Origin of the sequence: Bacillus sp. NEB1478, assembly GCF_031582965.1 — a bacterium.
Taxonomy (GTDB): domain Bacteria; phylum Bacillota; class Bacilli; order Bacillales; family Fictibacillaceae; genus Fictibacillus.
Genome location: NZ_CP134049.1, coordinates 43,519 through 63,614, shown reverse-complemented (window position 1 = coordinate 63,614; position 20,096 = coordinate 43,519). Strand labels below are relative to the sequence as shown.

Annotated in this window: 17 protein-coding genes; 7 read left to right on the top strand and 10 right to left on the bottom strand. The window is 39.4% G+C overall.

The window, feature by feature from the left end:
* Window positions 1–63: 63 nt before the first annotated feature.
* The gene (locus tag RGB74_RS00305; RefSeq protein WP_310760999.1) at window positions 64–840 is read right to left on the bottom strand and encodes an isocitrate lyase/PEP mutase family protein; all 777 of its coding nucleotides are present in this window, start codon (window positions 838–840) and stop codon (window positions 64–66) included.
* Between the two features lie 191 nt (window positions 841–1,031).
* Window positions 1,032–1,373, bottom strand: a complete 342-nt coding sequence (locus RGB74_RS00300; RefSeq protein ID WP_310760998.1) for a zinc ribbon domain-containing protein YjdM — start codon at window positions 1,371–1,373, stop codon at window positions 1,032–1,034.
* Between the two features lie 107 nt (window positions 1,374–1,480).
* Here RGB74_RS00300 and RGB74_RS00295 point away from each other — a divergent pair, with 107 nt between their 5' ends.
* Window positions 1,481–2,578: a TDT family transporter gene (locus RGB74_RS00295; RefSeq protein WP_310760997.1), complete on the top strand. Its 1,098-nt coding sequence runs from the start codon at window positions 1,481–1,483 to the stop codon at window positions 2,576–2,578.
* 135 nt (window positions 2,579–2,713) lie between these two features.
* Here the strand turns inward: RGB74_RS00295 and RGB74_RS00290 are convergent, their stop codons facing one another.
* The 8 genes from RGB74_RS00290 to RGB74_RS00255 all read right to left on the bottom strand — a co-directional run bounded on the left by RGB74_RS00290 (window position 2,714) and on the right by RGB74_RS00255 (window position 13,711).
* Complete coding sequence (locus tag RGB74_RS00290; protein WP_310760996.1) at window positions 2,714–3,877, bottom strand: CaiB/BaiF CoA transferase family protein; 1,164 nt, start codon at window positions 3,875–3,877, stop codon at window positions 2,714–2,716.
* Window positions 3,878–3,879: 2 nt separating this feature from the next.
* Window positions 3,880–5,454, bottom strand: a complete 1,575-nt coding sequence (locus tag RGB74_RS00285; RefSeq protein WP_310760995.1) for a fatty acid--CoA ligase — start codon at window positions 5,452–5,454, stop codon at window positions 3,880–3,882.
* Window positions 5,455–5,499: 45 nt separating this feature from the next.
* Window positions 5,500–6,639 carry a thiolase family protein gene (locus RGB74_RS00280; RefSeq protein ID WP_310760994.1) on the bottom strand — a complete coding sequence of 380 codons (1,140 nt, stop codon included), beginning with the start codon at window positions 6,637–6,639 and terminating at the stop codon, window positions 5,500–5,502.
* Between the two features lie 22 nt (window positions 6,640–6,661).
* Entirely contained in the window at window positions 6,662–7,810 is a 1,149-nt protein-coding gene (locus tag RGB74_RS00275; protein WP_310760993.1) for an acyl-CoA dehydrogenase family protein, read from the bottom strand.
* Window positions 7,811–7,844: 34 nt separating this feature from the next.
* Window positions 7,845–9,371 (bottom strand): long-chain-fatty-acid--CoA ligase, encoded by a 1,527-nt coding sequence (locus RGB74_RS00270; protein WP_310760992.1) that lies wholly within the window; start codon window positions 9,369–9,371, stop codon window positions 7,845–7,847.
* 164 nt (window positions 9,372–9,535) lie between these two features.
* Window positions 9,536–11,596: a sigma 54-interacting transcriptional regulator gene (locus RGB74_RS00265; RefSeq protein ID WP_310760991.1), complete on the bottom strand. Its 2,061-nt coding sequence runs from the start codon at window positions 11,594–11,596 to the stop codon at window positions 9,536–9,538.
* A gap of 283 nt (window positions 11,597–11,879) precedes the next feature.
* Window positions 11,880–12,647, bottom strand: a complete 768-nt coding sequence (locus tag RGB74_RS00260; RefSeq protein WP_310760990.1) for a 3-hydroxyacyl-CoA dehydrogenase — start codon at window positions 12,645–12,647, stop codon at window positions 11,880–11,882.
* A 179-nt stretch (window positions 12,648–12,826) separates the two neighbouring features.
* Complete coding sequence (locus RGB74_RS00255; RefSeq protein WP_310760989.1) at window positions 12,827–13,711, bottom strand: radical SAM/SPASM domain-containing protein; 885 nt, start codon at window positions 13,709–13,711, stop codon at window positions 12,827–12,829.
* A 212-nt stretch (window positions 13,712–13,923) separates the two neighbouring features.
* Between RGB74_RS00255 and RGB74_RS00250 the strand changes: the two genes are divergently transcribed.
* The 6 genes from RGB74_RS00250 to RGB74_RS00225 all read left to right on the top strand — a co-directional run bounded on the left by RGB74_RS00250 (window position 13,924) and on the right by RGB74_RS00225 (window position 19,710).
* A complete protein-coding gene (locus tag RGB74_RS00250) occupies window positions 13,924–15,114 on the top strand; it encodes an MFS transporter (RefSeq protein WP_310760988.1) in 1,191 nt (396 codons plus the stop codon).
* A gap of 214 nt (window positions 15,115–15,328) precedes the next feature.
* Window positions 15,329–15,922 (top strand): TetR/AcrR family transcriptional regulator, encoded by a 594-nt coding sequence (locus RGB74_RS00245; RefSeq protein WP_310760987.1) that lies wholly within the window; start codon window positions 15,329–15,331, stop codon window positions 15,920–15,922.
* Between the two features lie 50 nt (window positions 15,923–15,972).
* Window positions 15,973–16,635 carry a DJ-1/PfpI family protein gene (locus RGB74_RS00240; protein WP_310760986.1) on the top strand — a complete coding sequence of 221 codons (663 nt, stop codon included), beginning with the start codon at window positions 15,973–15,975 and terminating at the stop codon, window positions 16,633–16,635.
* 69 nt (window positions 16,636–16,704) lie between these two features.
* Complete coding sequence (locus tag RGB74_RS00235) at window positions 16,705–17,127, top strand: HXXEE domain-containing protein (RefSeq protein WP_310760985.1); 423 nt, start codon at window positions 16,705–16,707, stop codon at window positions 17,125–17,127.
* Between the two features lie 281 nt (window positions 17,128–17,408).
* On the top strand, window positions 17,409–19,340 hold the full coding sequence (locus RGB74_RS00230) for a DUF2075 domain-containing protein (RefSeq protein WP_310760984.1): 1,932 nt from the start codon (window positions 17,409–17,411) through the stop codon (window positions 19,338–19,340).
* A gap of 43 nt (window positions 19,341–19,383) precedes the next feature.
* A complete protein-coding gene (locus RGB74_RS00225) occupies window positions 19,384–19,710 on the top strand; it encodes a nucleotide pyrophosphohydrolase (RefSeq protein WP_310760983.1) in 327 nt (108 codons plus the stop codon).
* The last annotated feature ends 386 nt before the right edge of the window (window positions 19,711–20,096 follow it).

Here is a 20,096-nt window from a genome sequence, read left to right as displayed (position 1 = left end):
CGAACAAAGAAAGAAGAAGCCTGTTTGAATAACATGGCTTCTTTTTTTAATGAAGATTGCTTTTTAAACAACTGTTTCGTATAGATGTGAAGTATCCTTCATCTCCAATAAATGTGCTGCACTTTTTTCCATAACAGCAATGACTTTATCAGATAACGCATTGCCAAAGCTAAAACGCTTAACGCCTAATTCTTTTAGTTTTTTACCATTTGTAAGTCCGGGCAATGATAAAACATTTAGAGGGACTTTAAACGCTTGAACCATTTCATGAATCTCCTCGTAATCGGTTAAACCAGGAACAAAGATACCACTTGCCCCGCTCTCAATGTAAGCTTTTGCTCGTATAATCGTTTCCTCAAATGGAGCTTCTCTTTGAAAATATGTATCAATTCTTGCATTAACATAGAAATCCTTAAAACCGTGATGATCAAGAGAGGACCTTATTTTTGATAAAAGATCAGCGTGTACAGCTATCTCTTTCAAACCTTTTTGCTGCTTCATTGAATCTTCAATATTAATACCAGCTACACCAATGTCAGCCGTTCTTAAAACGTTCTGAACAATGGTTTCTGCGCTTTCTCCATAACCTGCTTCTATATCAGCAGAAACAGGGATTTTCACATGAGTTGCAATGGTTTTAATAATATCTAAATGTCTATTAAAATCAATCAATTCTCCATCTGCAAAACCTAGTGAGTTTGCAATTCCCCAACTCGTTGTACCTATTGCTTTGAATCCCATTTTTTCAAGAGTTAATGCCGACAATAAATCCCATGCATTTCCTAACATTAATATTTCTTCTGAATTGTGAAGCCTATTAAATTCCTGAATTTTGTTCATTTTAACCCCTCCAATATTTGTTACCTTATTTTAACAAGAGGGGAATGGTCTTTTCGTCCTCAATCTTGCTCTTATAGTCTGTTAAAAGGAGGCTCAACTATTTCCAAAAGCAACAAAGATTGAGAAAAAATAGCCCAAAAAAAGAAGCTGCGATAAGCTTCTTTAGTACGTACGATAAGATTAAAGTGTAATTATATCTTTTTAACAAACTCCGATTTTAACTTCATGGCACCGAAACCATCGATTTTACATTCAATATCATGATCCCCGTCAACTAAACGAATTCCTTTTACTTTAGTACCAATCTTAATAACGGATGAAGTTCCTTTTACTTTAAGGTCTTTGATTACAGATATAGAATCGCCATCATTTAAGACATTTCCATTGGAATCTTTAACGATTTTCTGATCGCTGCCCGTTTCTACATCTGTTTCTGAACTCCACTCATGCGCACATTCAGGACAAACAAAAAGGCTTCCATCCTCATATGTGTATTCGGATTTGCACTTTGGGCAGTTTGGTAAGTTAGACATTATTTATTTCCTCCGTTTTTATTAACGAAATTAGATCATTCATTAATCATTTTGTATTTGGTGCATATGGTATACTTTTTATGAATCTTATAGTGTTGGTGATTGAAATGCCTTATTTATTTTTACTGATCATTCTTTCCGTTTGTCTTGTTATCTTTATCACTTTGAAAAAAATTCATGTTAAAACCTCTTCAATGGCTGCAGTCATGTCTTTAGGGATTATGATTCAAGGGGTTTTATTAAACTACTTTGGAAAACCATTTTTTCTAAGTGTTTTTGGTAAATTATTAAGCATTATAAATCTAGCTTTGTGGCTCGCTTTTATTTTATCTTTTTTTATGGTTTACGCTGGCGGAAAGTTTAAGGAGTTACATTATTCCGATCGAATAAATCGTTTTGGAATAGGAACATGGATTGCAGGAACGTCCATTAGTACGATTTTGATTTATAAACAGTTTAATCATTTGAGTTTTATCCCTCAAATCATAACATATGTAGATATTGGCATGTGGGTCGTTTATATGTGCTTTTGCTTATATACATTTATTGAGATCTTCCGGACGAAATTATTCAGCAAGGTACATGGCATTCTTCTTTTAACAACAGTCAGCACACAATCTATCGTTCTTGTATCAAATACTGTTTTTGATACATTTCCCTCTCAGTTAAATATTCTATTTCTTATAATCGGGTTTTGTTTTTATTTTATTGGTATCCTCTTTATTTTATATAGATACTGCAAGAATTCTTGGTCAATTGAATTCGATTGGAACAATACAAACTGTATATTACATGGCGCTTTGTCGATCTCTGGAATCGCTTGTATCATTACAGATCTAGTCAATGACAATATCATTGAATGTCTTTGGTTATCAGCATTGATTATTTTTTTATTCGTTGAATCCATTGAGATTTATCGACTCATTAAGCGTATCCAAAAATACGGATTAAAAAGAGGGCTTTTCATTTATGATGTAACTCAATGGGCAAGAATTTTCACATTTGCTATGTTTTATACTTTTACATCTTCCATCAAGACCCATTTAGAAGTGATCGTTTTTTTAAAAAAGGAAATTGTTCATTTCGGTATATGGTTTGTGATTTCTCTGCTGTTTATTGAACTCTTACTTTGCTTATCTTTTAACATTCGAACTTATTTTATAAAAGATAATCGTAATGAAAATGAAGTAACCTCCCACTTTTAATGGAAGATTACTTTTTTGTTTCTATCACTTATGAGTCGTTTTAATATTTTCGAAAGAATTGTTAAATCAATCGAATCAGCTGGAATAAAAGAGAAGAAGCCGGAGTTTTGATTCACCCTGGCTTCTTTTTAAATATCAAATAATTCCTGCTTCTCTCCAGAATGAGAGCTCACTGGTTGAGACGTTAAGCAGTTCTTTTAGTATCTCTTCCGTATGTTCTCCCTTTTCCGGAGAAGGGACCAATTCCTCTGCCCCGATCCCACTGTGCATCCTTACATAACCGTTTGCATTTATCTGTCCTTTTTCCAAGAAATAAGGGTGTCTTGAAAGTTCTTCTGCTTCAAGAACAGGAACCAGACAGCAATCTGTCTTAATGCCAAATTCAGTCCACTCCTCCAGACTTCTGCTCCTGAATAATTCAGTCATTTCTTTATAAACGGGATAATCAGACGAAATGCTCTTAAACTGAAAAGGGATCCAGTCCAGTCTACCAACACCATGGCAAAAATTACTCCAAAATTTTGCCTCTAATGCTCCGAGACTTACAAACCGCCTATCACTTGTTTCATAGAGTGCGTATGAAACGGTATTCCCATTTAAAACCTCGATTCCATTGCCAATGCCCGATTCTTTTTCAACCAAAACATGATTGACCATAAACGTGGCCATTACTTCCGTTATAGAAATAGAATGATAGCTTCCTTTACCGGTTAATGCGCGTGAGACCAAGCCTGCTAAAATCCGTTCGTTGGCAGCTATACCACCAATAAAGTCAGCAAACGTATTGGAAGGATGAATCGGACGGCCATTATCATCTTTCAGTTGGGCAAGCGCCCCGCTTAACGCCAAATAATTAATATCATGACTACCGAGTTCGCTCAGCATACCATCCTGACCAAACCCTGAAATAGAGCAATAAATCATTTTCGGATTTACTTCCATAATGTGCTCATAGCCAAGGCCGAGTTTTTTCATCACACCCGGGCGGAAACTTTCAATCAGCACATCTGACTCGCGAGCAAGTCGAAGGGCAATTTCCCTGCCTGATTCTTGTTTCAGGTTAAATGTTATACTCTTTTTTCCACGGTTATTTGCTTCAAACACAATTGCTTTATTATTGCTTTTGGGACCTGCAGTTCGGGCAGGATCGCCGGAAGGGGGTTCGACTTTGATGACTTCTGCTCCCATTTCTGCAAGTCTGAGAGATGCGAAGGGACCCGGCAAATAATGGCTGAAATCAAGAATGCGAACCCCTTTGAGTAACTTGCTTTGGAGCTGCTCAGTATTTTCAGTAAGCATATTTAAACCGCTCCCGGTCCTGGTACTGACAAATTCTCCAACTGTTTACGAAGTATGAATTTTTGAATTTTACCGCTCGCATTTCGCGGAAGCGCCTCAAGAAATACATATTTACGAGGACGTTTATAGTTAGCGATCTGGTCACTGCTTTTGCACCACTCATCAAGTTCTTCTTCTGAGAGAGAGCTCTCTTTTTTTACAACAAACGCTGTTACTGTTTCCCCCCATCTGTCATCCGGCTGCCCGACAACCGCCGCATCGAGGACACCAATATGTGCATGCAGAATATCTTCTACCTCTCGCGGATAAATATTTTCTCCGCCAGATATAATCATATCGTCCACCCGGTCCTTCACCCACAAGTAGCCATCTTCATCCAGAAAGCCGATATCGCCAGAATGATACCACCCCTTGTATAAAGCTTTTTCTGATGCCTCTTCTCTTCGAAAGTACCCTGACATCATACAAGGTCCCTTCACGATAATTTCACCCGTTTCCCCTGACGGCATTATATCGTTAGGATCAGAAGGACCGTTTTCATTTGGACGGACTATACGGATTTCGTGGTTCAAACAAGCCTGTCCGGCTGAGCCTGCTTTTGTCAGCTGATCTTTTTCTCCAAGAAAAGTAATAGCAGGACCCATTTCAGTCATTCCATACGCTTGCACAAGCGATATTCCCAATTGATCGTGGCAGGCATGAACGAGTGCAGGAGCCATTGGAGCTGCACCGTACAAACCAATCTTCAGGCTTTTTATGTCATATTGCTTTAAATCCTCCTGCAAAAGCATGTTCCACATTGTTGGAGCTGCAAAAAGCTTTGTGATCCTTTCTCCTTCTATAAGGCTGAGCACCTTTTTCGGTTCAAATTGATGCAATATGACGTTGCTCGCTCCGACATGAATCCTTGGCAAAAAGGCACAATGCAGTTCAGCACAATGAAACATCGGTGCTGTTACAAGCCCCACATCATAGGAATCAAGCCTTGTTGCTCCAATAATAATTAAACTTTGTTCAACAATCTCTCGATGGGAATGGAGCACACCTTTTGGTCTTCCTGTTGTCCCGCTCGTATACATGATGGCGTATAGATCATCTTCATCAACGGAGACGTTAGGGGGTTCCACAGGTGCCCGTGACACTTTCTGCTGGTAACTCATGGCGTAATCAGGAGTTTCATCGTCTATATACCAAAAAGAAGTGCCCGAAAAGCGGTCTTTGATTGCTTTGACAGTCGGTTCCAAGGCTTTTTCAAATAAAACGACCTTCGGGGCTGCATCCTGAAGAATAAAAGCCACCTCTTCTGCCGTCAGCCGGAAATTGATAGGATTAAAAACAGCTCCGATTTTCGTGCAGGCAAAAAATGCTGTTGCGAGTTCTTCGGTATTAAACAAAAAAGTCGAAACACGGTCTCCCTTAGTCACCCCTTCTATAGCGAGTGCATTGGCAAGCTTATTGACTTCTGTGTTCCATTCTCGGTAGGACAAGCGCAAATTCTTTCTGACATCATAGATCGCCTCTTTGTTAGGAAATTTCTGCACGGTCAAATCAAAAATTCTGCCAATCGTTGTCCCCATGTTAATCCCTCCGATATAGATAGATTTACAACATTCCTGTACACATCAGTCCAGCCGTTCAATAATCGTCGCATTTGCCATGCCGTGACCTTCGCACATGGTCTGCAAACCAAATCTGCCGCCGGTCCGTTCTAGCTCGTGCATCAGTGTTACCATCAGCCTCGAACCGCTTCCTCCTAGCGGATGACCGAGTGCAATGGCACCGCCATTCGGATTCAGTTTCTTTGGATCTGCACCCGTTTCTTTTAGCCAGGCAAGTGCAACGGACGCGAACGCCTCGTTCACCTCAAAAATATCAATTTCTTCAATCGTGAGACCCGACTTTTCCAGTGCCTTTCGTGTCGCTGGAATTGGCCCCGTCAACATCAGTGTTGGATCAGATCCAACGACAACTCGGGTATGGACCTTGAATCGCGGCTTAAGCTCTAGTTCCTCTGCTTTTTCCCTGCTCATCAAAAGTATTGCTGAAGCACCATCACTGATTTGGCTGGCATTCCCCGCATGAATAACACCATTCTCGGTGAACGCAGGTTTTAGATTTCCAAGCGCTTCGAGTGAGGTTTCTTGGCGAGGCCCAGAATCTGTGTTAAATACGTTTCCACCTGCAAGCTGAATAGGAAGGATCTCCCTTTTAAAATAACCCTCCGCCTGTGCACGCAAAGCTTTTTCATGACTTTCAAGCGAAAACTGATCAAGATCTTTTCGTGTGAAGCCATATTTTTCAGCAATCCGCTCTGCCGACAACCCTTGATGGATGACTTCATATCGTTCCTTAAGGGCAGGGCTAAAAGCCGTTCCTTGATAATTAGAACCCATTGGTACACGCGACATGCTTTCCACTCCGCCTGCAATAACAATGTCCATATCTCCGGATAAAATGGCTTGTGCCGCAAAATGGACAGCTTGCTGGCTCGATCCGCATTGACGGTCAATTGTCGTTCCTGGCACTTCGATCGGCAAACCGGCAATCAATGCAGACACCCTTGCAATGTCCCCGGCTTGTTCGCCTGACTGAGTAACACAGCCCAGGATAACGTCTTCGATTAATTTAGGATCTATACCTGAACGGTTCACCAGCTCCTTTAAAACGACAGCTGCCAGATCATCCGGACGAATATCCTTTAAAGCACCATTCCTTCTACCTGTTGCTGTCCTTATACCATCAACAATAACTGCTTCTCTCATCTGCTTTTTCCTCACTTTCTGCTTACTGCAATCCCAGATTTTTCGCGATGATGACTTTCATAATCTCATTTGTCCCGGCGTAGATGCTCGCAACCGGAATGTCCCTGTATCTTCTCGCAATCTCGTATTCTTCCATGTATCCATAGCCGCCATGAAGCTGCATGCACTCTGCAGCAATTCTTTTTGCCGCGTCTGTCAGCTTCCATTTAGCCATCGAAACCTTCGTCACGATATTTTCACCTGCTATATGGTCGGTGATTAAGGAATCTAGGAAAGCTCTACCCATCTCGATTTCAGTAGCGATTTCTGCCAGCTTGAATTGTGTATTCTGAAATTGACTTACAGGGCGTCCAAACGCCTCTCTGCTTTTCACATAGTCGAGTGTCAGCTTGAACATTTCCTCTGCCGCTGCTTGTGCTGCAATAGCCACAACAAGCCTTTCCTGCTGCAGTTTCTCCATCAAATAGACGAAGCCCTTCCCTTCTTCCCCTAGGAGGTTATCCTTATGAACCTTGCAATCTTCGAAAATAAGCTCTGCTGTATCCTGACAATGAAGCCCTACCTTATCGAGCTTTCTTCCTCTTGAAAAACCAGGTGTGTCCCGCTCCACGACTATCAAACTAACTCCTTTATGCTTCGGCTGCGCGTTAAGATCGGTTTTGCATGCCACAATAACGAGATCCGAATGGATGCCATTTGTAATAAACGTCTTTTGACCGTTAAGAATATAATGGTTTCCTTCAAGTTTCGCTGTCGTTTTGATGCCCGCAAGATCAGACCCTGTTCCCGGTTCTGTCATCGCAATAGCGGTAATGATTTCTCCTGTCACACAGCGCGGAAGCCAGCGTTTTTTTTGCTCTTCTGTTCCATAAGCCGTGATATACGGTACGACGATATCGTTGTGCAATCCAATTCCTACAAGCCCTGAACCAACCCGCTCCAGCTCCTCATTAATAACTGCTGAAAAGCCCCAGTCTACTTCGCTCCCGCCGTACTTTTCATCGATATCAGGACATAGAAAACCTTGTTCCCCCATTTTTCTCCAAAAATTACGAGGGATCATTCTGTTTTGTTCCCATTCGTCATAAAAAGGATAAGCTTCTTTTTCTAAAAACTTTCTTAAAGATTTTCGGAATATCTCATGATCATCCGTTATAAAAGAACGCTTCAATTCTGTCACCCTCCCAAAGCTGTTTTTTAATAATCTATGATTTTGTGAGTTCATTCATCTTTTCTCGCAGCTGATATTTTAGTATTTTTCCTGATGCATTACGTGGAAGCTGCTGTTCGATGAAAATACGTCTCGGTACTTTATAGCCTGCGAGCCGCTGACGGCAAAAGCTTTTTAGTTCCTGCTCGTCAATCTGAGCACCTTCCTTCAATACAATGACAGCAGTGACTGCTTCTCCCCACACTTCATCAGGCAAGCCGATGATCGCCGCATCGAGAATGGCTGGATGCTCATAAAGAAGAACTTCTACCTCTGCGGAATATACATTCTCCCCGCCTGAGATAATCATGTCTTTTTTTCGGTCGACAAGTGTGATATACCCTTCCTCGTCCACAGTTGCCAAATCACCTGTGTAAAGCCAGCCATTTTTTAATGCTGTTTTAGTTTCTTCCGTTTTTTTATAATATTCCTTCATAATTGTTTCTCCGCGGAGGATAAATTCCCCAACAGTGCCGGGTGCGATATCTTCCCCATTTTCATAAACGACACGCGCCTCAGTCAGGAAACCCGCCTTACCGCTCTTGCCAAGATGCTGTTCATGTCCTTTTGGATCGAGTAAAATACCACCAGGACCAGCTTCTGTCAGCCCGCAAAGGTTATAAAACTGATTTGTTTTAAATGCTGAAATACTTTTACGGACAAGTTCTGGCGGCATTGGAGCGGCACCATATCCGCATCTCCTGATGGACGACAAATCAAAATCTGACACATTGGGAACCTGCAGCATGAAATTATACATGGCAGGCACAGCGAAAAGATGGGTAATCTTGTGTTCTTGAATGGCTTCTAGTGCTTTCAATGGATGAAAGTCCCGGTGAATAAAATGACTGCCGCCTAGGATGACGCCTGCGATCATAAACAGGTTCAGCTGTGCCGAATGAAATAATGGGGCTAAGTGGAGGAAGCGTTCATCCTTTTTTAACTCCATATTCACGAGCATGGTGAGGCTGACTTTGAAAATCCTGTCATGATCAAACAGCGCTCCCTTTGGTCTTCCAGTCGTCCCTGAGGTATATAGGATTTCCAGATCATCACTTTCCGAAATATCTACAGCCGGTTCATCCTCATGGTTCGAAAGGATTTGATCGTACGCCAGACTCTCATCCATTGATGGAGTTCCCGCTACAATGATGGATTGTACGCCTGTTCCTTCTTTTGCATTAATTACGGTCTCTTCAAATTCGCTGTCACATATTACGAGGAGAGTGTCAGACTGATTAAAAATATACTGAATTTCACTCGCAGCAAGTCTGAAATTAACGGGCACCACAACTGCTCCGATTTTTGCGGCAGCAAAAAAAGAAATCATAAAATAGTCGGAGTTCTTCATAAAAAGGGCAATCTTCTCCCCTTTTTTAACGCCGAGACTTATTAATCCATGTGCAAGCTTGTTTACGGACCGATTCAGTTCCCCATATGTATATGTCCGCCCTTCACATTCAACCGCAAACCTCTCAGGAAAATTTCGTGCGTTCTGAGCTAAAAAACCGCCGATATGCATTTTCCATCCCCCTCACATAAATTCATTCCTTATTTTTTATGCAATAATTGTGCCAACTTGCCCTTAACGAAAAATAAATACTGCCGGCTCTTTTTACATGATTGGTTGTTTAGTTGTTTGACAGACAAATAAAAAAGTGTCCCGAATATGGACACTTTTACACACTATTGAAGTTGATATTTTCTAATTTTTTCGTATAGACCGGATCTGCTTATTCCTAACATACGAGCAGCCTTTGATTTATTGCCCTTCACCTGCTCCAGTGCTTTTTTTATCGTTTCCAGCTCAGCGTTTTCAACGAGCGTAATCGAACGATCGGGTTTCTTTTCAGGCAGCGTGTTCAGCAAGTAATCAGGCAAATCCTCGAGTTGTATTTTGCCGTTTTCAGCAAAAGTCATCGCCCGCTCCAATATATTTTTCAGTTCGCGTACATTACCCGGCCATTCATAATGAAATAGCGCTTCTTTCACGTCATCTTCTAAGCCAGTTATGGAGGTGCCAAGCATTTGGTTCAGTTCTTCCATCAGTTTTTTTATTAAAAAAGGAATGTTTTCACGCCTTTTCCTTAGTGGAGGAACTTGCAGTGAAATGACATTTAAACGGTAATATAGATCCTCCCTGAACGTTCCGTCACTCACCATCTCTTCTAAATGGCGGTTCGTAGCGGCAATGATTCTTACGTCCACATGGATTTTTTTTGTTCCTCCAACCCTGTAAAACTCCCGCTCCTGCAGCACCCTTAAAAGCTTAGCTTGAAGTGCCACAGACATGTCTCCAATTTCATCAAGAAACAGCGTTCCTCCATTTGCGAGATCAAACTTTCCGATTTTGCCCTTTTGCCTCGCACCTGTAAAAGCCCCTTCCTCATAGCCAAAAAACTCTGATTCGAGCAGCTCCTCTGGTATGGCAGCACAGTTGACAATCACGAATTTACCGTTGCATCTGGCACTGCTATTATGGATCGCATGAGCAAAAAGCTCTTTTCCAGTCCCGCTTTCCCCCCGAATAAGCACGGTTGAACGCCCCTTTGCTGCCTTTGCAGCACTTCCTTTCAGCTTTTCCATATACGGGTCTGCGCTCCAAATATGATCCCATGTAAACCGGGCCGATTCTGATTGATTGTATTGCTGGTGATAATAGTTCGCCTTATGTTCGGCCCGCTGCAGCTTTTTAAACAGTTCACTGACTTCATTCAGCTGCCTGAACATCACTTTCCCTAAAGCACCTATAACCTTATCTCCTTCTTTGATCGGGATGCGCTGGACGATATATTTAATGCCTTTCATCTCCATCAATTCGCTGATCTCTGCAGCGTGTGTTTTGTACACTCTGTTTAATTGTATGTGTGGCACTATTTTATTGACAGGTTTCCCAAGCAAGTCCTTTTCCTGTAGGTTGAATAGATCCAAAAACGGAGGACTCACCATTTGGATACGTTCATGTTCATCCGTCATGATGATGCCGTCATAGGCAAATTCAAGTGCCGTTTCCAGCGATTTTTTCAGCGTTTTGACCGTTTGCAGTTCTGATGCCATCTTTTCAATTTCGGACGTATCTCTAAAAAGAACGATGTAACCTTTTCCTTGTTCGCTGGAATGATAAGAGGAGACGGTTGCAACGGTTTTTACAGCTCCAGCTGCAAACGAAATGATTTCGTCTTCTCCAGAAAATATCGTTTTTAACTCTGTAAAAACGGTGTCCGCTTTCTTCCTGACAATATTCTCTTCTTTTATCCCAGTCATATCCTGTAATTTAGGATTCATGAAAAAGATTCTTCTATCTTGATCAGTCAGCATAACACCTAAATTGGAATGTTCCAAAATAGTCTCCAGCTGATTTTTTAAGGAATTTACTGAATCAAGCAGTGACATCACCATATCGGTTTTTGTTAAAATGCCTGCTACAGTCCCATCTTCATTCAAGACGACTCCCGTTCCGACTTTACTGGATTTTACTCTAATCTCGATCTCATCAGCAGGTGTATGAATCTCAATCGTTTCAACATGACGCTTTATGTATGTGCCTATGGCTGTCGATAAATCACATCCATCTGTTAACATCCGGAACAGACAGCTTCTTGTAAAAACACCGACTGGCTGTCTTTTTTCATTCATCACAGGAAGAAGGTTCCACTTTTTTTGATACATCAGCTCAATTGCTTTCAACAATGTGATTTCTTCTGTGACTAAAAAATCAATTTCCGTCATGATGTCTCTAAGTTCCACGTCACCCACCTCCATATCACTGCTTTTATTTTACCAATGTTTTTTGAATTTTCTAACTCTATTCAATAAAATTGTAGATTGTGGTCATAATCCAACGAGTTTTACACTTAATTCAACGGGTTTTTGCAATAATCCAACGAGAAGTTGTAATAATCCAACGAGTTTTCTTCATAAACTCCCGAGTCGACAAAAAAATACAAATTTCGATAAGTTCCACAACATAAAAAAACATGACCCCAATATTTAAGAGTCATGCTGTCAAATATATTCTTAAATAAAGAGCTTATCTCGGCTGCATTCGTATTGCACCATCGAGCCGGATGGTCTCTCCATTTAGCATTGGGTTCTCTACAATACTCTGTACGAGTTGAGCGTATTCTTCCGGAAAACCCAATCGAGAAGGGAAAGGAACCATCTTCCCTAGTGATATACGCGCCTCTTCAGGCAGCATTTCAAACATTGGTGTATGAAAAAGTCCTGGTGCTATTGTCATCACCCGCACGCCAAATCTGGCAAACTCCCTTGCAAGCGGAAGTGTCAGCCCGACAACTCCGCCTTTTGATGCGCTATAGGCAGCCTGGCCAATCTGCCCTTCAAATGCAGCCACAGAAGCCGTATTAACAATAACGCCTCTTTCACCATTTGCATTTTCCGAGTTTTGCATCATACTTTCTGCGGCGAGGCGGCAAACATTAAACGTACCGATCAGGTTGACTGAAATTACTTTCGAAAAAAGATCCAGACTGTGCATCCCTTTTTTTCCAAGCACTTTTTCAGCAATACCGATTCCAGCACAGTTTACCGCGGCATTAATAGAACCCATCTGATTGATTGCTGCATCGATTGATTTCTTTACACTTTCTTCGTTCGTCACATCCGTTTTCACAAAAGAAACAGCTGAACCAAGCTCATTTGCTAAACTTTTTCCACGCTCTTCAGAAAGGTCAAAAATAACTGCCTGACCGCCATTTTCAATAATTCTCCTGATTGTTGCCTCCCCAAGTCCAGAAGCGCCGCCTGTTACAATAGCCTTACACTCTTGAATGTTCATCATCATCCCTCCCACCTGACAAAGATGCAAGTTTTGTGCCAATAGAAAAAGACAGGATTAGCCCTGCCCTTCATGTCTAGTGTATGAACATCTTATTCGAATGCTGACCAAAAAATGAACATGTTTTCAAGTTTAAAAGGAGAGATTCCGCCTTAATTCAAACTAATTTAAGTAACTATTTATTTTCCAAACCTTTTGCGATAACCGCATTTCCTGCATAATTCCTCTACCGCTTCTCTTCGTGAAAACCCATCTACAAGGTTATTTGCTCGATCGCCTTCGATAATATCAGCAAAGTGAGCATCATTAATATTTCCAAGGTTAATAACACCTTCACCGTCTAAACAGCAAGGGATAACCGTTCCATTTGCCAAAATACCCGCTTGATTTCGAAGACCATAACAGAACCCTTTTCCATCATCTTCTTCCTCATGCAGTGCAGGCCACTTAAACTCATAATCCTGATTGATGAAGATACGGTCAGCAAGTTTAATGCCGCTTCCTGGAGTAATCTTTTCCTCAATTTTATAATCTAGGCTAAATTCATTTTCAATGATTTCGAGCAGTTCGCGATTTCGCTGTTTTTCAAGGTTCGTAGCATTGTCAGGCGTGAGGTTCCATAGCCTTAGTGAAACAATCAGCTCTGATTGACTCGTTGCTTCTTTAATAAAAGAAAGAACGCTCCTCACATAGCCTTCCTTATCCGTAGAACTCGTACCGACATGGCCATCAAAGCTATGAAGGGAAAAATTCATCTGTCTAAGTGCTGGTTTGTTTAATAATTTGTGTCTATTTTTATTAATCAGTGTTCCATTGGTCGTAATATTAACTTTAAATCCTTTTTCATGACTTAAATCTAATAACTGATCTATTTTAGGATGCAGCAGCGGCTCACCTTTTACATGCAAATATATAAAATCTGTATGAGGTTTGATCTGGTCCAACCTCTTAGAAAAATCCTCTAAAGAAATGAACTGTTTCTGCCGTTCAGTGGGCGGGCAGAAATGACATGCGAGATTACATATGCTTGTGATCTCTAAGTAAAACTTCTTAAATTTTTTCAATCGTATATCCTCACTTCTATAACTACTTAGAACTGGATGAATTATTGTTCTGTCCCTATTACAGCACAATTTTTTATAAATGGGAATGTGTATATTTGTGAAATCAAGACCAAAGTCTGCTGGGAAAACAAGGATTTTCCTCTTAAAATTTTTTTGTGGTATGATATTTAAATTGCTTATATTTATTCCCTGCATCTAGAAAAGAGGTATTTATGCACGACACAGAATTATCCAAACGGCATTGGCTGCTTATCTCAACCCTTACTTTACTAACATTTGTACTCGGGACTAGCGAATTTGTTATCGTCGGAATCTTAACCGATATTTCCTCTGGTCTTCATATTACTAACGCAAAAGCTGGTACGCTTGTTTCAGCGTTTGCTATTACTTTTGCCATTGCCACACCAATCGTGATGTCAGCAACAAGTCATTTTCCAAAGCGAAAATGGATGTTGTTTTTAATAGGAGCGTTCATCATCCTGAATGCTTTATGTGTGATTTCAACGAGCTATACCATACTTCTTTCACTTCGGATGGTAACCGCCATTGTGACAGGAGTCTTAATCTCTCTTGCTATGATCGTTGCAAGTGAAACGATGCCACCTGAGAAACGTGGACTTGCGATTTCATTTGTTTTCGGTGGTTTTACAATGGCAAATGTTGTTGGCGTACCGATTGGCACAGTTATCGCTGAATGGTACGGCTGGAATGCAACCTTTATGTTAACAACCGTATTTGGTGTTATCGCCTTTTTGGCCTCTTACTTTCAATTGCCACATATGAAAAGTCAGCATCGCAGTTCGATGCGTGATCAATTTTCTTTGTTGACACACCCGCGGATTTTAATGGCATTTTTCATTCCTTCTCTTGGATTTGGAGCGACCTATGCGGTGTTTACGTATCTTGTTCCGATTCTAAAAGAAATGGAAGCACCAAGCCGTTCAATTAGTTTGATTTTGTTTGCCTATGGATTCATTTCCATCTTCAGCAACATTCTCGCTGGAAAAATCGCCAGTCACAATGCGATCGGCCGGCTTCGGTTTGTTTTTCTTGTACAAGCAATCGTTTTGTTCACTTTGTATTGGACGACAAATCATTTTATTATTGGATTGGTTAACATTGGCTTGATGTCGTTAATGGCTATCCTATTAACAACTTCTACCCAGCTTTATCTGATAGATCTTGCCGGTATTTATCAGCCGCAAGCAAAAGGACTCGCAGCTTCACTCATGCCAGTCGCAAGCAATGTCGGCATCGCCTTTGGTTCAGCATTAGGCGGAATGGTTTACCATCAAGGAAATTTAATGAATGTAACATGGGTCGGTGGTTTGGTTGCAATCTGTGCAAGTCTTCTCACTTTCCTAAGTCATCGTTTGGATAAAAAACAATTGAAAACTGCATAGATAATAAAAGAAAAAAGTATCCAGAACGGTGTATTGTTCTGGGTACTTTTTTATGAATGACGAATAAGTGATTATAGTTTACTTTTAATACGATTTACCGTGATATATCTATATGAGTTTTTTAAAAAAAATGAATAGGATAAAACTATTGACTAATTTTTACAATCGAATTACCATAAAAGAGAACGTTCGGTTTCAAAAGTGAGGTTTTTTTATGAGTAAAGGAAAAGAAACTAGAAAAATGATTTTAAGAAAATCAGCAGTAATCTTTAATCAGCAAGGGTTCACGGGATCTTCTATGTCAGATATTATGAATGCTACTGGTCTTGAAAAAGGAGGGATTTACAGGCACTTTAAGAATAAAGATGAACTAGCATTGGAAGCTTTTGAGTATGCTATTGGTGTGTTACGAGATAGATATAGAGCAGCGATAGCTGGAAACAAGTCAGCTGAGGACAAGTTAATCTCAGTGTTATCTGTGTATTCTAATATTGATAAAGAACCACCACTTGAGGGAGGATGCCCTCTTTTAAACACAGCTATCGACACAGATGATACACATCCACTTTTACACAAAAGAGCTCAAGAGGCAATGAATGAATGGTTAAGATTCTTAAAATCTATACTTAAAGAGGGTATTGTATCTGGTGAGTTTAGACCGGATCTAAATATTGAGGATGCTGCAATTTTTTTATCCTCAGCCTTCGAGGGAAATATTATGATGGGGAAATTGTTTAATAATAGTGTTTATGTCCAAAAATATATAAATCAATTAAAACAATATATAGAGTTATGCATCAAAAAATAATTTTTTAACCAAAAGAGACCGTTCGGTTTTTATTTAGAGGAGGGATAAATATGATAAAAACGCAATGGAATGTAGGGATACTACTTTATGAGGGTGTGGATGTACTTGATTATGCAGGTCCATATGAAGTATTTACTCTTTCTGTTTACGAGGAAAAAGATGTACCACAGTTACTAATGAAAGGCTTCAATAAAAAAGAAAAGCCCTTTATTGTTAAAACATTCTCACAATTCGGAGACCTTATTACATCCAATAATGGTCTAAAAGTCAAACCTGACTATAGTTTTGAAAATGTTGATGATCAATTTGATATAGTGATTGTACCAGGAGGGCCCTTATTCTCAATTAAAGAGGTTGCTAAAAATAAAGAGATCCTCAATTGGATTTCCGATTTTCATAAGTCAGGTAAAATGGTTGCTTCAGTTTGTTCAGGTGCAATTTTATTAGCAGAATCTGGCTTATTATCTGGTAAGAAGGCAACAACACATTGGTTTGCAGTTGATTATATGAAATCTAAATATGAAGAAATTGAAATTGTGAAAAATACTCGTTTTGTGGATCAAGGTAATATTTTGACATCTGCAGGAGTGTCTGCTGGAATTGATATGTCACTATACATAGTAGAAAAGTTAATGGGAGAAGAGGTTGCACGAATAACTGCTCGTACAGAGGATTACCCGTATTGGTCCGAAACTAAAAGAGACAAAAAATAAGGCTTTGTGATACTCAAAAAATGGTTTTCTAAAATATAAAATCATTTTATAAGCGAGGAGAAATGAATAGTGTTCACTCTCGAGTTATATAATGCACTTTGGTTATTTGTTGTAATATTTATGTTACATGATTTTGAGGAAATTATAGTTGTTGAAAAGTGGTCTATGAGAACCGAAAGTAAAATAAAAGATACAAACAGCTGGATGATAAAACAAGTTTGGAAGTTTTGGAATATTAATTCCTATTCATTTGCTAAAAGAGATGTTTTTATTTTTTTAACAATATCAACTATAACTTTTATTAAGAATATTACTTTAGATAGTTCATGGAGTTCTACACTATATCTTTCTTTTTTAATATTTGTATTAGTACACAATATCGCCCACATCTTACAAACCTTCTTACTAAAGACATATACACCAGGTCTCTATACTTCTATTTTATTAGTAAGCCCCTATACGATTTATTTATTAATTCGTCTATTATCCTAATATTATTGTGTGAATTGAGACAAACTTAAAAATAATACGATACAAGTGTAAACTCAATTCTTAAAAATAGATAATAGTGTGTTAACTAGACTAACGGTGAGATTTAATACAACATGTACGGTCCTACTGTCTACTGCTTCCTTTAAAGTAAGAGTGATATCTAATCCTATATACTCTATTAATAAAATTAATTTACATATTTTTGAATCTATTTCTTCTACTACCTCTTACAATAAGTGATAAAATATATTCACTAGACTCCCTAATGAGGTGACACCAACTTGATCATTTACGAAGCGACAAAAACTGAATTTATTTCAGATGTTACGAACGAGCTCCTCGTTGAACGTCTTTACGAGTCATATCAAAAGAAAATTGGTCGGACTTCTAAAAGTGAAATTAACTCTTGGGAGAATTCACTCCATCGCATGTCGAATGTCATGCAGGATAAGGAGATTCCTGATGATACATCTGTTGCTATAGAATTTAAGATTCCTAATACTTCTAAACGAGTGGATTTCTTGATAGCGGGGCATGACGGCATTCAGGATCATGTTGTAATTGTTGAATTGAAACAGTGGTCAAAGGTTGAAAAGGTAACCTCTAAGGATGCGCTTGTGTCTACCTATCTTGGAGGAAGTGAGCGAACCGTAACACATCCTTCTTATCAGGCATGGTCATATGCAGCTTTGATTCAAGATTTTAACCAGAACGTACAAGATCAGCATATTGTGTTGAATCCATGTGCCTATTTACATAATTATCGAAAGTTAGAAAATGACCCGCTGATGGATCCCCATTACGTGGAGCATCTTGATAAAGCACCTGTTTTTGCAAAAGGTGAAATTCAGAGATTAAGAGATTTTATAAAAAAGTACGTTCGTTACGGTGACCGTAACCAATTGATCTATCAGATTGAGCATGGTAAAATTCGCCCATCCAAGTCCTTACAAGATTCTCTTGCAAGCTTGCTTAAAGGGAACCAAGAGTTTGTACTTATTGATGAGCAGAAGGTATTTTATGAAGATGCCTATCATTTAGCTCTCGAGAGTATTAAAACAAGTAAGAAGAGAGTAATGGTAATCGAGGGCGGACCGGGAACTGGAAAATCTGTGATGGCTGTAAACCTTCTTGTGAATCTTATCAATCAAGGTTTAACTGCACTATATGTTTCAAAGAATTCAGCCCCACGTAATGTTTATGCTTCTAAACTGAAAGGGACGATCAAGAAAACACAGATTGATAACCTGTTTAAAGGATCCGGAAGTTTTTATGAATCCGAAAAGAATGAATTTGACGTGCTAATAATCGATGAAGCACACCGTTTGAATGAAAAGTCAGGACTATTCAGCAACCTAGGAGAAAATCAAATAAAAGAAGTGATCAATTCTTCTAAATTCACCATTTTCTTTATTGATGAAAATCAAAAGGTCACATTAAAAGATATCGGAAGTATTGATTTAATTAAAAAGTTTGCCAAAGAGTTAGATACCGAACTGATTCAGGGCAAACTCGTTTCGCAATTCCGCTGTGACGGATCTGATGCGTATATTGCCTGGTTGGATGACGTCCTTCAAATCAGGGAAACGGCTAACGCAAACGACCGTGGGGTGGATTATGACTTCAGGGTATTCGAGGACCCGAATAAGATGCTTAAAGAAATTGAAGAGCTGAATAAGAAAAACAACAAAGCACGCATGCTGGCTGGCTACTGTTGGGAGTGGCCGAAAAATGGCCGGACGAATTCACTCCATAAGGACATTGAGATCCCGGAGCACAATTTTAGTATCAGCTGGAATCTCTCTGACAGCATCTGGGCAATTGAACAGGATTCTGTTTCTGAAGCAGGCTGCATTCATACCTCTCAAGGACTTGAATTTGATTATGTCGGTGTTATCATTGGACCTGACCTTAGCCTTAAGGATGACCAGGTTATTACAGACTACACGAAACGCGCTAAAACCGATCAGTCCCTTAAAGGAATTAAAACAATGGCAAAAGAAAATCCGGAAAAAGCTCATGCTCTAGCGGAACAAATTATAAGAAATACATACCGAACGCTTATGACTAGAGGACAGAAGGGATGCTTTATCTTCTGTACAGATCCAGAATTAAATGAATATTTCAGAGAACGGCTGAACAAATCTGTTGTTTATGAAAACTTGTCACCTAGTCAGGCAGTGGTGGCTGCGGAAGATCGAAGTAAGTATTAAAGGTAGGTTCAAAACAAAGACAACTTACAAAAGGATGAGCAACATGAATGAAATTAAACAGCTAATGAACGCAATCAATGAATTTAGAGATGCAAGAGGATGGGGACCATATCACAATCCAAAAGACCTTGCCATCTCCCTTTCTATCGAAGCTGCTGAACTCCTGGAAGATTTTCAGTGGATTAGCAGTGAAGAAGCTATTGAGAAAAACATTGAAAACATTAAAGAAGAAATTGCTGATGTATTTATTTACGGACTTATGCTCTGCAGTGAGTTAGATTTGGATGTCGAGACAATTATTAAGGATAAGATTGAAAAGAATGGGTTGAAATACCCTATTTCTGATACAAATGGTAGAGATCAGGGATAAATAAGTGTTATTTATTCACTAATAGAAACTCAGAAAAATTAGAGAAAAGTAATTCTCCTTCTTCATATATATGGGAAGAACGAGACCCGTCCCCGTGCTTTTAAACAGGAGAATGAAGCGAAAGGAATCTCGTGTCGACATTGTAGGTATTAAGATCAATCTCAGAATTTCTCGCTCTTCGCAGAAGAATATTCACAAAATGACAAAAAAAGTTTGTACCCGACTTTATCGCAGCTTGGGTAAAAGTAATGACACAAATCGTTTAGATGTTAAACAAACAAATAAATAACCAAAGCGCACCTTATCATAATGTTTGATGCAATTTATTTGCTTCATAAGGATAAGGTGCTTTTTTGAAACTAAAATGAGAGAGTTTTTTTCAAATG

Coding starts and splice junctions, on each gene's coding strand:
- RGB74_RS00295 (WP_310760997.1), top strand. CDS start 1,481: ATGCCTTATTTATTTTTACTGATCATTCTTTCCGTTTGTCTTGTTATC.
- RGB74_RS00285 (WP_310760995.1), bottom strand. CDS start 5,454: ATGGGGACAACGATTGGCAGAATTTTTGATTTGACCGTGCAGAAATTT.
- RGB74_RS00225 (WP_310760983.1), top strand. CDS start 19,384: ATGAATGAAATTAAACAGCTAATGAACGCAATCAATGAATTTAGAGAT.
- RGB74_RS00280 (WP_310760994.1), bottom strand. CDS start 6,639: ATGAGAGAAGCAGTTATTGTTGATGGTATAAGGACAGCAACAGGTAGA.
- RGB74_RS00245 (WP_310760987.1), top strand. CDS start 15,329: ATGAGTAAAGGAAAAGAAACTAGAAAAATGATTTTAAGAAAATCAGCA.
- RGB74_RS00300 (WP_310760998.1), bottom strand. CDS start 1,373: ATGTCTAACTTACCAAACTGCCCAAAGTGCAAATCCGAATACACATAT.
- RGB74_RS00290 (WP_310760996.1), bottom strand. CDS start 3,877: ATGCTTACTGAAAATACTGAGCAGCTCCAAAGCAAGTTACTCAAAGGG.
- RGB74_RS00270 (WP_310760992.1), bottom strand. CDS start 9,371: ATGCATATCGGCGGTTTTTTAGCTCAGAACGCACGAAATTTTCCTGAG.
- RGB74_RS00305 (WP_310760999.1), bottom strand. CDS start 840: ATGAACAAAATTCAGGAATTTAATAGGCTTCACAATTCAGAAGAAATA.
- RGB74_RS00250 (WP_310760988.1), top strand. CDS start 13,924: ATGCACGACACAGAATTATCCAAACGGCATTGGCTGCTTATCTCAACC.
- RGB74_RS00240 (WP_310760986.1), top strand. CDS start 15,973: ATGATAAAAACGCAATGGAATGTAGGGATACTACTTTATGAGGGTGTG.
- RGB74_RS00260 (WP_310760990.1), bottom strand. CDS start 12,647: ATGAACATTCAAGAGTGTAAGGCTATTGTAACAGGCGGCGCTTCTGGA.